The organism is Peptoniphilus harei, assembly GCF_016726485.1.
Taxonomy (GTDB): Bacteria; Bacillota; Clostridia; order Tissierellales; family Peptoniphilaceae; genus Peptoniphilus_A; species Peptoniphilus_A harei.
The window spans coordinates 1,861,187-1,876,781 of the sequence record NZ_CP068103.1 but is presented as its reverse complement, the minus strand read 5'-3'; the positions used below and the strand labels follow the sequence as shown (position 1 = coordinate 1,876,781).

Sequence of the window (15,595 nt, the reverse complement as noted above, 5' to 3'; positions counted from 1 at the left end):
GAGATCACCTTGCACTTGTTTCTTTAATAAATAATTTTTCAAGACTTTCTTTCCTTTTTTCAACCCTATAAATATCAAGATCTTTCACAAGAGTCTTAATTATTTTTGCAACTTCTTCTTTACTCTTGTTACCTAGGACTAAATAGTCGTCAATTATATTTTCTTGAGATAAAGCTAGGATTTTTGAAGCCTTAAGATTATCTGAGGTTTTTAAGACAATTACTGGTGGATGAAGTTCTCTATATTCTTCTAGGGAACCACTGTAAGTTAAGGATCCATTTTTAAGGATTCCTATGTGAGTTGAAATTTTTTCGATTTCATCCAAGATATGTGACGAGATTAAGATGCTGGTATTTGAATTTTTTACAATTCTTTTGAACAAGTCCCTCATCTCTTCAATGCCATAAGGGTCAAGTCCATTAATGGGTTCATCTAATATTAAAAATTTTGGGTTCCCAATAAGGGCGATGGCAATACCCATCCTTTGCTTCATACCAAGTGAAAATTCTCTGACCTTTTTGTCTTTACTTTTTATTAGTCCCACATCTCTTAGCGTTTTATCAATCTTGTCTTTATTTATATTTTTCATATCACAGATAAGATCTAAGTTATCATAGGCAGTGAGATGGTCATAAAAAGATGGGGCTTCTATTAAGGAACCTAAATTTTTATTTGTTTCCTTTTGATTTTTTTCATTTATTTCTTTTCCGTATAAAGTTATTTTTCCTGAATCCTTCTTTACTAAACCTAGGATAGATTTCATTAGAGTGGACTTACCAGCACCATTGGGTCCTATCAGTCCAAAGATACTTCCTTCTTTGATTTCTAAATTAATATCTTTTAAAACTAAATTTTTTCCATAAGATGTATTAAGGTTTTCAATTTTTAAAATATTATTCATTTTCTTCTCCTCTCTTTTTAGTAAATTAATTATATTAAGTTGCTATCACATGGAAATTTTATCTAGATTACTTTTACATCACATTTTCAAATATCAATTTTTATTGTGATAAAATTGATTTAAAGGAGAAAGAAATGAATATTTTTAGAGAAGCGAAGATTTTATTAGTTGATGATGAATCTGACTTAATAAATAGCATGTATAGTTTTTTAAAGAAAAAAGGCTTCAGTAATCTTTTAACAGCAAAAAATATTGCAGAAGCAAATTTTAAACTCAAGAACAATAAAGTTGATTTAATGATATTAGATATAATGCTTCCAGATGGGAGTGGTTTTGACTTGTTAAAAGATCTTAGAAAAAAATCCAACTTGCCTGTAATTGTCTTGTCGGCCTTAAGTGGTATTGACGACAAAAAAGAAGGATTTGATTTAGAAGTTGACGATTACATTGTAAAACCCTTTTTGCCTGAAGACCTCTTGTGGAGAGTTGAGGCAGTGCTTAGGAGAACTTATCAAGATAAAAATGAAAAAATAATCTTATCTGGTGGAATTTTATTTGATAGGGAGAGGGCAATGTTAATAAAGAATGACGAGGAAATACAATTAACAGCTAAACAATATAAAATTTTGGAATATCTTTCCATGAATTTAAATAAAATTGTTTCAATAGATCAAATATTGGAGAAGTGTTGGGAAGATAGCTTTGGTTATGAAAACACACTAATTACACATATCTATAGGTTAAGAGATAAGCTTGAAGAAGATCCAGCTAACCCTAAAATACTAATAACCGTAAAGGGATTGGGATATAAGTTGCTTGGAGATAATAAAGAATGTTAAATTATTTTTTTAAAAGACTAAAGAAGTTTGTTTTATTTATATTAATTTTATTAATTTTAATGATTACAAGTTTAGCTGGAATCTTTTATTCTAGTTTTAAATTTTCTAAAAAATATATAGAGCCAAGTAAGGTGTTTGAATATGTAGAAAAGAATAAAGAGGATAATAAGGTTGAAGATATTTATTTTACAGAGGAAAATAAGAATTATTTAGAAGATAAAAATATTTGGGCTATAAGAATTGACAAAAATGGAAAAGTAATTGAAAGCTTTAACAAGCCTGAAGAAGTTAAAAATAAATTTGAAATTACCGACATGGTAAGATTTACAAGGTATTACTTAAATGATTATCCTGTATTTACATTTGTAGTAGATGACGGAGTGTTAGTTCTTGCTTATCCAAAAAATTCTCTAGATAAATTTCCCTTTAACTATTATTCCTATGATTTAGTAAAAATAAATTTGTTAATTTTACTCATTAGCATCATATTGTTTGCTCTACTTGTTTATTTATTTTATCACCATGAAGTTAAAAGAATCTTTAAAAAATTAAATCCACTTCAAGAAGCAATAGGCAATATTTTTGATGAAAATTATGAAAAACTTGAAGAAGAAGGAGAATTAGGAGAAATTTCAAAAACTATTAACGATGCAAATGAGAAGTTCAATAATCTTAAAAAAAGTCAAGCAAGTTGGCTTAGGGGAATTAGTCATGATATAAGAACCCCTCTTACAAAAATTTCTTGGGAGATGGAGGGGATCAAAACAAAGGAAAATTTAGATGAGGTAAAAAATATTGAAAATCAAGTTATAAAAATAAGTAGAATTATTGAGGACTTGAATCTGACAAAAAGTTTGGAAAATCTAAGTGACAAGCATTTTGAATATAAAGATCCAATTTCTGTTATAAGAAAGTTAATTGTAAACACTTTAAATGAAAATTCAAGTGAGGAAATTATTTTTGAAAACAAAATAAATAAAGAAATAAAAATAAAAATGGATGATCATTTGTTTTATAGGATGCTTGAAAATATTTTAAATAACAGCCTTGAGTATGGAGATGGGAAAATTTGTATTATTTATGAGCTTATGAATAATAGATTAATTATTTCAATCAAAAATGAAGGAAACCCCATTGAAGAGAGCGTGATAAAAAGACTTAATGAAGAAAATCTTTCAGATGTTCAAAAGCATGGAATGGGCTTATTTATATCTAGACAAATTTGTAATTTGCATAAGGGCAAAATGGAAGTTCAGAATCTAAGCTCAGGTGTAAAAGTTTCTTTTATTTTTAATATAAATTAAAAACAAATAGATAAAAGCTTACACTTATGCCCATAATATTGACGACTACTTAATATTTGTAATATAATAGTCAATATGCTTAAAATAGCGATTTATATAGAAAGGTGATTTTATGTCAGGACATTCTAAATGGAATAATATTAAAAATAAAAAAGGTAAGGAAGACGCAAGAAGAGGTAAAATTTTTACTAAACTTGCTAGACAAATAACTGTTGCAGCTAAGGAAGGTGGACTTGATCCAGATTACAACCCTTCTCTTAAGGTTGCCATCGATAAAGCAAAGGCAGAAAATATGCCTAATGACAATATTGACAGAGCCATTGCCAAAGCAGGCGGCGGAGACAACGACGATAACTTCGAAGAAATTGTTTATGAAGGATATGGACCAGGCGGAGTTGCTGTTATGGTTCATTGCCTAACTGACAATAGAAACAGAACTGCACCAGAAGTAAGACATATTTTTGATAAGTATGCAGGTAATCTTGGACAACCAGGTTGTGTATCCTTTATGTTCGACAAGAAGGGTTCCCTTGGTGTATTAAAGGAAGGCCTTGATGAGGATGAATTTACTTTAATTGCCATTGATGCTGGTGCTGAAGATGTTATAGACAGGGGAGAAGCTTTTGAAATAGTGACTGAGCCAGAAGACTACCACAATGTTAGAAAGGCCCTAGAAGATGAAGGTCATTCTTTTATTGAGTCTGATATAACTTATATCCCTCAAACTGAAACAGCTTTAGATGATGAAGAAGATATCAAAAATATGGAAAAGTTAATTGATGCCTTAGAAGATAATGACGATGTAACAGATGTATTTACTTCATGGGAGAGAGATTAATGGAAATTAATAGAATTATTGATCATACTTTATTAAAACCAGAATCAACAGAAGAACAAATTGAAAAAATACTTGATGAAGCAAAAGAATATAATTTTTTCTCAGTTTGCGTAAATCCTGTATGGGTTAAAAAATGTGCCGAAAGCTTAAAGGGTACTGATGTAAAAGTTTGTACTGTTATTGGCTTCCCATTAGGCGCAAACACAAAAGAAGTAAAAGTTTTTGAAACTGAAAACGCCATAAAAAATGGTGCAAATGAAATTGACATGGTAATTAATATTGGACTACTTAAGTCAGGAAAATATGACCTTGTTAAAGAAGAAATTCAAGAAATTGCTAAGGTTTGCCACGATAATGGAGCTCTTTTAAAAGTTATCCTTGAAAACTGCCTTCTTACAAAAGAAGAAATTGTAAAGGCATGCGAACTATCTGACGAAGCAGGAGCAGATTTTGTAAAGACTTCTACAGGTTTTTCAACTTCTGGTGCTGATGCAGATGATGTTGCCCTTATGAGAAAGTCAGTCTCTGATAGAGTTAAGGTTAAGGCAAGTGGTGGAATAAGAGATTATAAAAAATCACTTGAAATGATTGAAAAGGGTGCAGACAGACTTGGTGTTTCTGCTGGAGTTAATATCTACAAAGAAAGCAAGTCACTATGAATATAAATCCCGTTGCCTTTACAATTTTTGGACTAGAAGTTAAATGGTACGGAATTTTAATTGCTCTTGGAGTTCTCTTGGCAATTCTTACAACAGAGTCCATGGCAAAGAAAAAATCTTATAAAAATGGACTTTATAAAGATATTGCAAATGATGTTTCTCTATTTGCAGTTATCATTGGAGTTTTGGGAGCAAGACTCTATTATGTAGCCTTTGAATGGGAATATTATAGCCAACATTTAGATGAAATTTTTGCCATCAGAAATGGTGGGCTCGCAATTTATGGCGGTATTATTGCTGGAGGACTTACAATTTATGTCTTTACAAGAGTTAAAAAAATAAAATTTTGGACTCTTACAGATTGTATTGCACCAGGCCTTGCCCTTGCCCAATCTATTGGCAGGTGGGGCAACTATATCAATGGAGAAGCTCACGGTGGTGTGACTGATGTGCCTTGGGCAATTCTAGTCAATGGCGAGAGGGTTCATCCAACATTTTTTTATGAATCCTTTGTAAATTTTTTAATATTTATATTTTTATATTTTTATCTTTCAAAGAGGCAAAAGTTTGAAGGACAATTAACTTCTTTTTACTTTATAGTTTATGGTATAGCAAGATTCTTCATTGAGGGAATGAGAACAGACTCTCTCTATATTGGTGACTTTAGAGTTTCACAACTTGTGAGTCTTGCAATTGTAGTCTTTGGACTAGCTATAAGATTTGTATCAAAAAGCAGACAAAAGAATAAATAATTAATTAGACTAGGCAACTAGTCTAATTTTATAGGTGATATTTTGAATAAGATAAATTACAATTTGGAAATGGAAAAAGTAATAAAGAAAATAGATAAGGATCACAAGCCAAGACTACTCTTGCATTCTTGTTGTGGTCCTTGTTCTTCTGCCATATTGGAAAGAATAAATGAATACTTTGACATTGATGTATTTTATTACAATCCAAACATCGATAGTGAAGAGGAATTTTATAGGAGGGCTGATGAACAAGTTCAACTTGTAAAAGATTTGGGCCTTGAAGATGAGATAGGTGTAAGGGTTATAAAGTATGATCACCAAGACTTTCTTGAATATGTTAAGGGATTTGAAGAGTACCAAGAAGGGGGTCCAAGATGTTTTAAGTGTTATAGGCATAGGATGGAAAAGGCAGCAGAGTTTGCTGCTGAAAACAATTATGACTTCTTCACAACAACACTTTCCATTTCTCCCCACAAGGATTCTCAAATTTTAAATAAATTGGGAGATTTTTTATCCAAAGAGTACGAAATAAAATATTTATTCTCAGATTTTAAGAAAAAAAATGGTTTTAGAAGGTCTGTAGAATTAACAGATAAGTTTAATATGTACAGGCAAGATTATTGTGGATGTGAATTTTCAAGGAGCGAAGATTGAAAAATTTTAAAAATATTTTTATTATTTCTCTTGTCTTTTTTTTAAGTCTTAGTTTATTTGTTGCCTATAGGACGGATTTTAAATTTAAAGATCTAAATGTAAATAATAATGCTAATTTAGAAGAAGTTGAAAATAAAAAAGAAATTAAAGAAGATAAGACACAAGTAAAGATTCTTGCCATGGGTGATATGATTTTTCACCAACCCATTGTTAAAAATTATAGGACCGAAGATTCCTATGACTTTACCCCAATCTTTGCAAATATATCAGAAGATATTAATGAAGCAGATCTTGCCATTGCAAACTTTGAAGGATCAGTAAATTCAAATAGAAAGTTATCAGGATTTCCACTTTTTAATTTTCCCAAAGAAACAATTTATTCTTTAAAAGCTGCAGGCTTTGATCTTATGTCCACAGCTAACAATCATTCACTTGACACAGGACTTGACGGGATTGCAGAAACCCTAAGCCACATTAAGGAAAGTGGAATGGAATCCTTTGGAACCATGACAGAAGACCTTGAAAAGGGTATTGTTGTTGAAAAAAATGGAATAAAAATTGGTCTTATTTCCTTTACCGACACCTTAAATGGAATGGACTCACTAATGAGGAATAAGGAGTATTCTGTCAATACTTTTTCTCAAGATGTTGCTGGTGATATAAAAAATATAAAGGACAAGTCCGATATTGTAATAGTTTATCCTCACTGGGGTAATGAGTACCACTACCATCCAAGTGAGAGACAAATTTATTTAAAAGAGAAGCTCAATGAGTATGGTGCTGATATAATTTTAGGCTCACATCCTCATGTTTTGCAAAAATATGAAGTCGAAGAAATTAACGATAAAAAATATTTTACAATTTATTCAATGGGAAATGCCTTATCTAATCAAAGGGTAGAAAACTTAAGGAAGGCTGGTGTAGATACAGGTGCCCTTGTTAAACTTGAAATAGAAAAGGACAATGTAAGTGGAGTAACTCATCTAAAGTCCTATGATGTTCAACCGACTTATGTAAATAGGTATAGGGCAAATGGGAGACTTAACTACGACGTTGTGAAACTTCAAGACATAATCCCTGGTGGCAAATTGAGTGAAGTAACAGATGCCAACTTACAAAAGACAGCTGACAAAAAATATAAGGAAGCCCTTGGGGTTTTACAAGGTGAAATATGAATAAAGACCAAGTGCCAGGTACAAATTTTATAATTTTTCAGGATGAAGATGAATTTAAGTACACTACAGATTCTTTAATACTATCTTCCTTTGTAAAGAAGGGAAAGAGAGCTATAGACCTTGGATGTGGCAATGGAATACTTTCTCTAAGGCTAGTGGATAGGTTTGATGAAATTCATGCAACTGATATTAATAAGAAAGTCTTAGATAATTTTAAAGAATCTGTAAGTGCAAATGAGCTAGATGATAAAATAAAAATAATAGAGAAAAATATTTTTGATTTAAAAAAAGTCTACGAGACAAATTTTTTTGATACTGTGGTTTTTAATCCACCCTATTACGATTATGAAAATATAAAATTTGAAACCATTCCTGCCAAACATTTTTTTGACATTGAGAAAAGTCTCTACATAGTTAACTTTCTCTTAAAAAATTCTGGAAATCTTTATATTATTTATCCAACTTATAGGTTGGCTGAACTTATTTATAAGATTAACCTAGCTGGCCTAAGAGTAAAACACATAGTAAACATCCACGGAAATCTAAATAAGGATTCTAAAAATTCCATTGTAATAGCAAAAAAGCAGGCTAACTTTGGAAATGAATTCAGGGACTTTTACATAAGACAAGGAGATAGTTACACAGAGGAAATGGAAAGAGTTTATAGAAATGAGGTAATCTTGTGATTTATTTTTGCCCAACTCCCATAGGTAATTTAGGGGATATAAGCCTTAGGACAATAGAAATCTTGAAGTCAGTGGATATAATTTATGCAGAGGATAAGAGGGTGACTCTAAAACTCTTAAACCACTTTGATATTAATAAGGAACTGAGAACTTATCATAAGTTTAATGAGGCCGAAATGTCAGAAAAAATTATTAAACACTTAGAAGGAAAAGACATCGCTCTTGTTACAGATGCAGGCATGCCAGGAATAAGTGATCCGGGTGCAGTATTGGTAAAAAAACTTATAGAAGAAAATATTGAATTTAGAGTTTTACCAGGAGCCAACGCAGCTTTAACAGCCTTAGTCTTATCAGGGCTTGATACAGACCACTTTACTTTTTATGGATTCACCTCAAGTAAGTCTAGTGGAAGAAGAAAAGAATTTGAATCTCTTAAGGATTTAAAATTCACTTTAATTTTCTACGAAGCTCCTCACAGAATTAGGGACTTTTTACATGATGTCCACGAGGTTTTTGGTGAGAGAAAGATTTCTATTTCTAGAGAAATAACTAAGGTCTTTGAAGAGACCATTAGGTCTACAACATCAGAAATATTGGAAAAAGATATTGTGGAAAAAGGAGAATTTGTTATTGTCCTTGAAGGTAATAACGAAGAAGAGGTCTACGACATAAAAAAACTTCTTGAAGAAGAATTACAAACTGGAATGAAGAAGTCTCAGGCAGTAAAAGAAGTTTCAAAAAAGTATAATCTTCCTAAGAATGATGTTTATAAGGAGAGTCTGGACCTATGATTAATTTACAAGATCTGGAAGGTCAACTAAAAGAAGTAAACACAAACTTAAAGAATAAATATGACTTTATCTTTAACTTAGACAATGATGCTTTTAGAAAAGAACTTACAAATAATGTTGGAAGACTTATAAAAATGGAAAAGTTCCCTAAAGAGAAACTTTCCAAATATAAGAGAACTGTTGGGGTTGACGGATCTAACAATAGGTCTGGCGGAGCTTTTCCTCACTTTATAGAAATTTTTCAAGGACTTGCTAAGTCAACTGATGGTAATGAAGTTTATAAAAATACGGTCTATACGCCGACTTTAAATGATATTTATGATGACAAAAATCTTTCGCAAAAATATCTTGCCACCATAGAAATAGAAACGGCTCTTGAATATATAGATGAGTATGATTTTGATTACTTAATGATGGACGGTGGTTTTATTAGATATAAGATTAACTGTCTTGATTTATTCACTGAATTAAGAGAAAAGTGTGAAGCAAAAAACATTATACTTTTTGGTGTCATAAAAGACCTAAAAACCAATGTCATTGCTAGGAGTTTAGAAATAGATGAGAGCATTTACGATAGAGAAATTTTATTTAATAGACTGATGACAGGTGAAGCTCTTCTAATTAGAAATGAAATCAATAAAAAATTTATAAAAGACGGTTTAGGCGAAGGTTTTTCATCAGCTTTTATGAGGACGGCAAAATTCCCTGGTGCAGTTGGACTTGATATATTAGATACACAAGAAAAATATCTCGAAGAAATTGCTAGTCTTGTTTATACATTGACTCCTATGTCATCAAGGGGAGTGCCCCTATGGCTTGATATAGTTGATAAGGATGTAAAGATAACTGATGAAATACTTACCACTCTTTTGGAAGAATATTTGGACAGAGATGTTTATGAAAGATTTTTTATTTCTGAAAGAGATAAGAGAACTCTATAGGAGGAAATATGAAGGTACTTGGAGTTACAACAACAAGAGAAGTATATATTGGTTCTAAGGAAAAAAACTTTAGGAACAATGAGTTTTTAATAGTTGAAGACCCAGTTCAAGGCGATATCATTGGAGAAGTTGTGGATTCGCAAACTTTTAACCGCTTTATTCCTCTTGATATTGGCGGTGACTTTATTGACAGTGACGTTTTGTCATCCCTTGGATCTATGGGATACGATGTTGGAGATGAAACAGTTTATGTTGCAAAGCTAAGGTTTTTTGAAGAACTTCTATATCCACCCCTAACAGGGAGTGATTTAAGAGCACCAGTTTTTGATGAAATAAAAAATTTATTAATTGACACTCTTCCTAAGGAGTCTTTAATCTTAGGCTCTATAAAAAATACTGATAATATTGCTGAGGGAATGGATGATATTTATAAAGGTTTATTTACAACTTTTCAAAATAATGAATTCATAAAACAAAGAGAACTTCCTTACTTATTTGACTACAAGTCAATGCATCAATATCCCCACATTGGGGTTTTTGGTGGATCTGGGAGTGGTAAATCCTTTGGCCTAAGAGTTGTCTTGGAAGAACTAATGGAAATGGGAGTACCAACAATTGTAATGGACCCCCATTATGAAATGGACTTTACAAATAATTCTGAAATTTCAGATAAGGACTACAGTGATAAGTTCAAGTGTCTTGAAATTGGAATTCACACGGGAATAAAGTTTCAAGAATTGCAAAAAAGAGATTTAAAAAACCTTTTAAACGCTGCATCGCCTCTTACTGATTCCATGAACAATGTAATAGATGTTATGCTCTCAAAGGGTGCTAGTTTTGAATCCTTTAAGAATAAATTAGACTTCTTACTAGAAGGCCAAGAAATTGGATCAAGAGATAAAATTTTACAAGAGATAGCAATTGAAGAGGACCAAACGAGAAGAGATAGGCTTGAAGAAGTTTTAGATATTTATGAAAGATATGATAAGACTTGTAACTCCATGAGTGTCCGTGGAGTCTTGTGGAGACTTATGACCCTACAAGGAGAGGGAATATTCTCTCATAATATTGATGAGCTTTTGGACCTATTAAAGAGAAGAAAGTTAGTTGTACTTCAAGGCTCCACAAGGATGATAAATGTATTTTCAACTTATCTTTTGGCAAAGTTATATTATTTGAGAAAGGAATACAGGGACGAACTTTATAGGAATAATGTTAAAGTTGACTACTTTCCACCTTTTATTATAATTACTGACGAGGCCCACAATTTTGCACCGAAGGGCTTTGACACACCTTCAAAATCAATCTTGCGTGAAATTTCTCAAGAGGGAAGAAAGTATGGTGTCTTTTTAATCTTAGCAACACAAAGACCAACTCTCCTAGATGAAACCATAACGGCTCAATTAAATACTAAATTAATTTTTAGGACAGTTAGGGCTTCAGACATAGACACAATTAGGGAAGAGACAGACCTATCATCTGATGAAACAAAGAGACTTCCTTATTTAAGTTCAGGTGATGTTTTCATTTCATCAGCAAAGAAGGGGAGGACTTCCTTTGTAAGGATAAGGGCAGCTAATACAATTTCACCTCACACAGAAAATCCATTTGACGAATTAACATCCCACGACGAAGAAGTTTATGAGAAGTTCTTTTTAGATATAAAAGATTTGCTTCCCATAGATACATCCAACCTAAATGGAGCACTTATGAATTACAATAAAAAATCTGGTGAAAACTTGTCCTATGATGAGTTTAAGAACAATTTAGATAAGTTGTGTGAAATTGAATTAATAGAAAAAGAAACAAACTTTTTAACGGAAATGTATAAGATAAAATAAAAATAAAGACTTAGGTTTGTATTTAAACTTAAGTCTTTATTTTTTTGATTTTTTTATTAAGTAAGTATCGTAAAGTTCTTGAAGTGATGCTTTGTTTTTAATTAATTTAATCTTATTTTCTCTTGTTAGAGTTTTTATAAAATATTCTTTTTTTAATGCGTCAGACTTGTCTAGGCACTCTTCACTAAATACCATCTTCACAGGTAATCTTGAAGCTGTATACTTAGAAGCTTTTCCATCATTATGAGTCTTTAATCTCTTTTCGAGATTTACTGTGTAGCCAGTATAGAGGCTTTCATCAGCACATTTTAAAATATAAACGTAAGATGCCATTTACTCACCGCTTAGATAATCGTCAACTGTAAAGTTTATTATTTCGAACTCAAATCCACGACCTTGAAGATAGTTCTTGGCAGAGTAAATTTTTTTAGGATCAGACTCATCTTTTGAAATTCTTTTTTTAACAAGCTCAAGAGCGTTCATGTATTCTAATTCATAATCATAATTTTCCATAACCTTATCAATTACATTTCTTTCGATTCCTTTAGACATCAACATATATCTCGTCTTGTTTTTACCATATTTTTTTATATTTAATGCATCGTTAAGGTATCTTCTTGCGTAGTCTTCATCATTTAAATATTTTTTTTCTTCGAGAATTGGCAAGATAGTTTCTATTATCTCTCTTGGAATTTTATTTTTATATAAATGATCCACTAGTTGCTTCTTAGTTTTATTTCTTTGTAAAAATTTATAGGATAGGAGAAGGGCTTCTGTCTTCTCATCTTCAAACTTTAAGTTTTCTACAAATTCTTCTTCAACTTCTTGGCCCTTATATAGTCCAAAGTTTACCAAGGTGTCTTCAGAAATTTTTATTTCTTCGTCATTATTGAAGCTAATAATAAATTTTTTCTTATCAAAAATAATATTAGAAATAATCATTTTATCACCAAAAATATTTTATCATAAAAGCTCTAATTCACCAATTTATCTAAATTAACAAAATATTGGAAAATTAAGAGCAAAAAGTATATAATTAGATAGAGTTTAAGACTGAGAGGTGTAATATGTTTGAGTTAATCTCACAAGTTTTGAGATATGTATTTATTATCTTAATTTACCTTTTTATATTTAGTATTTTAAGATTAATGTATCTCGATGTTAAGAGCATAACAAGTGGCGGTGGTTCTCTTGATGATGCCTATCTAAAAGTTGTAAATAGACTTGATTCCTTAAATTTTAAGATGCAGGAATACTATGTAATAGATGGCGATATTAGTCTCGGAAGAAGTTCTAAAAACGATGTTGTCATCAAAGATAAATTCGTAAGTAAAAATCATTTATTAATCCGTGTAAAGAACCAAAGATATTATTTAGAGGACTTGGGTTCTGCAAATGGTACATTTTTAAATGGTGTAAAAATTGATCCAAATGAGCTAATTGAACTTCAAAACAATGACAAAATTGGAGTTGGCTTTATTCAATTTATTTTTGTAGATAAAAGGTGAAAATGTGTTAGATAAAATTTTTAAACAGAGAAAACCTAGAAACTTACTATTAATTTTTGAAATTTTAAGTATTTTGTTATTATTTACTTTTAATAACAATAATATTGATAGGTACATAGTTATTTTATTTTTAGGACTAATCTTAATAGTTTATATTTCCAACCTAGTCCTAGGCAGGGTTTCTTCTGGCGATAATTATATTTTCTTAATAGTTTCCATGCTTTTAAGTCTTGGAATAATAACCATCTACAGGTTGTCTCCAAAACTTGGACTTAGACAACTTATATGGGTTTTAGCAGGCATTTTAGTTTTTTATTTAACTTATTTTATTATTAGGGCAATGAGAAGATTAGAATATATGACAGGTCTTTATTTAGGGCTTTCAATTTTATTTTTCTTGCTCACAATTATTCTTGCTCCATCCAAGTATGGTGCCAAAAACTGGATAGAAATTTCTGAAAATATAACAATTCAGTTGTCCGAATTTACTAAAATCTTAGTAATATTTTTAATAGCTTCTTTTTACACAACTTTCCAAACAAGATTAAAAAAATTAAATTATAAGTATACTTCATATTACTTAATGGGAGTAATATATATTTTTGTAGGATTTTTGTTTATTCAAAGAGACTTGGGAACAGCTGCAATTTTTATTGCTATTTATACCCTTATCCAATATGTCTACGATGAGAACAGAAAATCAATTCTTGTTAATATTGGCTTAATGGCTGTGGGATCTGTTACGGGCTACTTTTTATTCTCCCACGTTAGGAATAGGGTGGATATTTGGTTAAATCCTTGGACTGCTGATAAGGTTGTTAATTCTGCTAGACAAATTGTTCAATCTCTTTTCGGTATAGGAGAAGGAGGATTTATTGGCCAGGGAATTGGCTTGGGTTACCCAAAACAAATTGCCTTTGCTTATTCCGATGTAATCTTCTCAGCAATTTGTGAAGAAATGGGAGTTTTGACTGGTATAGGAATTATCATGCTCTATATGCTCTTAGTTTATAGAGCCATTAAAATTGCCTTAAATCAAGAATATTTATTTTATAGGATTCTTGCACTTTCAGTTGCAATCTTATTTACAGTACAGGCCTTTTTAAACATTGGAGGAGTTATAAAACTTATCCCAATGACAGGTCTAACTCTTCCTTTTATTTCCTATGGAGGAAGTTCTCTTAATTCAAGCTTTGTTGCTTTAGGTATTTTACAAGTGACAAGCGAAGATTTATCATATAAATATGAAAAAGGAGTGGACAATGAATAGTAAAGATAATAAAAGAATTCTAGTATTACTTGTATTTCTAATGATTTTATTAGTTGCTCCAATTATATATTTAACTTACTTTACTGTTTTTAAGGCTGATGATATTGTAAAACACCCAGCTAACAGAAGAAGTGAACTAAGAGAAAACTCGGTAAAAAGAGGAACTTTTTATGATAGGAATCACGAAATCTTAGCTTACTCCAATGGTGAAAAATATAATTACCATAGGATTTATAATCAGCCAATAATTTATTCTCATATTATTGGCTATTCTGACAAAATAGTTGATAAATATGGTCTTGAAAAAGAGTTGAATGACTATCTCGTTGGTAAGGAAGGCTCCAAAATACTAAAGACTTTTAAGTCCATAATAAATAAAAATTACGACCCTTACACTGGAGATGACATTACCCTTACAACAGATACGGACCTACAAGAAAAAACTAGATCTGTATTATCATCAAGATCAGATAAGGGATCTGTTGTTATTATGAATCCAAAGACAGGAGAAGTCCTATCCATGGTTTCTCTCCCAGACTTCAATTCTCAAAATATTGCAAAAGATATGCAAAAAATAAATGAAGCTAACAATGGTGCTCTTTTTAACAGTTCCACAAAGGGCAAATTTGCACCAGGGTCTGTTTATAAAATAGTTACAACAACTGCAATTTTAGAATCGGGAATTTCTCAAAAATACACTGATGAAGGTATGGAAAAAATTGACAATGGAAGAGAGTTTAGGAATGCTGGTAATAAAACATACGGCAGAGTAGACCTTAGGAAGGCTTTTACAAATTCTCTTAACACTTATTTCGTTAGAAAGTCTGTTGACATGGGGATTGATGTCATGGGTCAAGTTTCTGAGAAGTATATGATTAACAAAAAGGTTGATTTTGAACTACCTTTGGAAACTTCTACTTGGACCTTTAAGAGAAATGATTTCGACAGGACTGCCCTTGGTGCAGGTGGTATCGGTCATGACACCATTTTAGTTACACCACTTGAAATGTGTATGATTGCGTCTACTATTGCAAATGACGGAGTCATGATGCAACCTCACATAGTTAAGAAGATAGATTCATCTGATGGTAAAAATGTAATTAGAAATACTCCAACAGTCTTAAGTGAAGTTACTTCAAAAGAAAATGCTGACCAAATCACAAAATACATGGTCAATGTTGTTAACAATGGTACTGGAACTGAAGCTTATGTTTCAGGAGTAAAGGTTGCAGGTAAAACTGGTACTGCACAACTTGACCTTAAAGAAGGAACAAATAATGCTTGGTTTGTTGGATTTGCACCAGCTGACGATCCACAAATTGCAATTTCTGTAGTTATTCCTAATGTTAAGGACTATGGGTCTCAAGCAGCAGCTCCAATTGCAGGAGAACTTTTAAAGTACGCTATTAATAATTTACAACTTGAAGAAGAGTGAT

17 protein-coding genes are annotated in these 15,595 nt (G+C 31.4%); 14 read left to right on the top strand and 3 right to left on the bottom strand.

Going from position 1 to position 15,595, the window contains the following annotated elements; all coding sequences use genetic code 11:
• Window positions 1–4 precede the first annotated feature (4 nt).
• Entirely contained in the window at window positions 5–901 is an 897-nt protein-coding gene (locus I6I93_RS08895; protein WP_112890246.1) for an ABC transporter ATP-binding protein, read from the bottom strand.
• A gap of 134 nt (window positions 902–1,035) precedes the next feature.
• Here I6I93_RS08895 and I6I93_RS08890 point away from each other — a divergent pair, with 134 nt between their 5' ends.
• The 11 genes from I6I93_RS08890 (at window position 1,036) to I6I93_RS08840 (ending at window position 11,381) form a co-directional block, all read left to right on the top strand.
• Window positions 1,036–1,740 (top strand): response regulator transcription factor, encoded by a 705-nt coding sequence (locus I6I93_RS08890; protein WP_112890245.1) that lies wholly within the window; start codon window positions 1,036–1,038, stop codon window positions 1,738–1,740.
• Complete coding sequence (locus I6I93_RS08885; RefSeq protein ID WP_112890244.1) at window positions 1,734–3,044, top strand: sensor histidine kinase; 1,311 nt, start codon at window positions 1,734–1,736, stop codon at window positions 3,042–3,044. The genes I6I93_RS08890 and I6I93_RS08885 overlap by 7 nt, the downstream gene beginning before the upstream one ends.
• A 112-nt stretch (window positions 3,045–3,156) precedes the next feature.
• Window positions 3,157–3,882, top strand: a complete 726-nt coding sequence (locus tag I6I93_RS08880) for a YebC/PmpR family DNA-binding transcriptional regulator (protein ID WP_070701271.1) — start codon at window positions 3,157–3,159, stop codon at window positions 3,880–3,882.
• The gene (gene deoC, locus I6I93_RS08875) at window positions 3,882–4,541 is read left to right on the top strand and encodes a deoxyribose-phosphate aldolase (RefSeq protein ID WP_112890243.1); all 660 of its coding nucleotides are present in this window, start codon (window positions 3,882–3,884) and stop codon (window positions 4,539–4,541) included. The genes I6I93_RS08880 and deoC overlap by 1 nt, the downstream gene beginning before the upstream one ends.
• Window positions 4,538–5,293 carry a prolipoprotein diacylglyceryl transferase gene (lgt, locus tag I6I93_RS08870; RefSeq protein ID WP_112890242.1) on the top strand — a complete coding sequence of 252 codons (756 nt, stop codon included), beginning with the start codon at window positions 4,538–4,540 and terminating at the stop codon, window positions 5,291–5,293. Before deoC ends, lgt begins: the two co-directional genes overlap by 4 nt.
• Window positions 5,294–5,335: 42 nt before the next feature.
• Window positions 5,336–5,947: an epoxyqueuosine reductase QueH gene (locus I6I93_RS08865; protein WP_112890241.1), complete on the top strand. Its 612-nt coding sequence runs from the start codon at window positions 5,336–5,338 to the stop codon at window positions 5,945–5,947.
• Window positions 5,944–7,122 carry a CapA family protein gene (locus I6I93_RS08860; RefSeq protein ID WP_112890240.1) on the top strand — a complete coding sequence of 393 codons (1,179 nt, stop codon included), beginning with the start codon at window positions 5,944–5,946 and terminating at the stop codon, window positions 7,120–7,122. The genes I6I93_RS08865 and I6I93_RS08860 overlap by 4 nt, the downstream gene beginning before the upstream one ends.
• The gene (locus I6I93_RS08855) at window positions 7,119–7,808 is read left to right on the top strand and encodes a tRNA1(Val) (adenine(37)-N6)-methyltransferase (protein WP_112890239.1); all 690 of its coding nucleotides are present in this window, start codon (window positions 7,119–7,121) and stop codon (window positions 7,806–7,808) included. Before I6I93_RS08860 ends, I6I93_RS08855 begins: the two co-directional genes overlap by 4 nt.
• Complete coding sequence (gene rsmI, locus I6I93_RS08850) at window positions 7,805–8,599, top strand: 16S rRNA (cytidine(1402)-2'-O)-methyltransferase (protein WP_112890238.1); 795 nt, start codon at window positions 7,805–7,807, stop codon at window positions 8,597–8,599. The genes I6I93_RS08855 and rsmI overlap by 4 nt, the downstream gene beginning before the upstream one ends.
• Window positions 8,596–9,540 (top strand): DNA double-strand break repair nuclease NurA, encoded by a 945-nt coding sequence (locus tag I6I93_RS08845; RefSeq protein WP_112890237.1) that lies wholly within the window; start codon window positions 8,596–8,598, stop codon window positions 9,538–9,540. Before rsmI ends, I6I93_RS08845 begins: the two co-directional genes overlap by 4 nt.
• Window positions 9,541–9,548: 8 nt before the next feature.
• Window positions 9,549–11,381 carry an ATP-binding protein gene (locus I6I93_RS08840; RefSeq protein WP_112890236.1) on the top strand — a complete coding sequence of 611 codons (1,833 nt, stop codon included), beginning with the start codon at window positions 9,549–9,551 and terminating at the stop codon, window positions 11,379–11,381.
• A gap of 36 nt (window positions 11,382–11,417) precedes the next feature.
• On the opposite strand, the gene I6I93_RS08835 is transcribed toward I6I93_RS08840, so the two are convergent.
• A complete protein-coding gene (locus I6I93_RS08835; RefSeq protein ID WP_112890235.1) occupies window positions 11,418–11,714 on the bottom strand; it encodes a GIY-YIG nuclease family protein in 297 nt (98 codons plus the stop codon).
• Window positions 11,715–12,323 carry a regulatory protein RecX gene (locus tag I6I93_RS08830; RefSeq protein WP_112890234.1) on the bottom strand — a complete coding sequence of 203 codons (609 nt, stop codon included), beginning with the start codon at window positions 12,321–12,323 and terminating at the stop codon, window positions 11,715–11,717.
• A 125-nt stretch (window positions 12,324–12,448) separates the two neighbouring features.
• On the opposite strand from I6I93_RS08830, the gene I6I93_RS08825 reads away from it, so the two are divergent.
• The 3 genes from I6I93_RS08825 to I6I93_RS08815 are packed head-to-tail and all read left to right on the top strand — an operon-like array spanning window position 12,449 to window position 15,594.
• Window positions 12,449–12,889: an FHA domain-containing protein gene (locus I6I93_RS08825; protein ID WP_112890233.1), complete on the top strand. Its 441-nt coding sequence runs from the start codon at window positions 12,449–12,451 to the stop codon at window positions 12,887–12,889.
• A gap of 4 nt (window positions 12,890–12,893) precedes the next feature.
• Window positions 12,894–14,159 (top strand): FtsW/RodA/SpoVE family cell cycle protein, encoded by a 1,266-nt coding sequence (locus tag I6I93_RS08820; RefSeq protein ID WP_112890232.1) that lies wholly within the window; start codon window positions 12,894–12,896, stop codon window positions 14,157–14,159.
• Window positions 14,152–15,594, top strand: coding sequence for a peptidoglycan D,D-transpeptidase FtsI family protein (locus I6I93_RS08815; protein WP_112890231.1), 1,443 nt, complete (start codon window positions 14,152–14,154; stop codon window positions 15,592–15,594). The genes I6I93_RS08820 and I6I93_RS08815 overlap by 8 nt, the downstream gene beginning before the upstream one ends.
• The last annotated feature ends 1 nt before the right edge of the window (window position 15,595 follow it).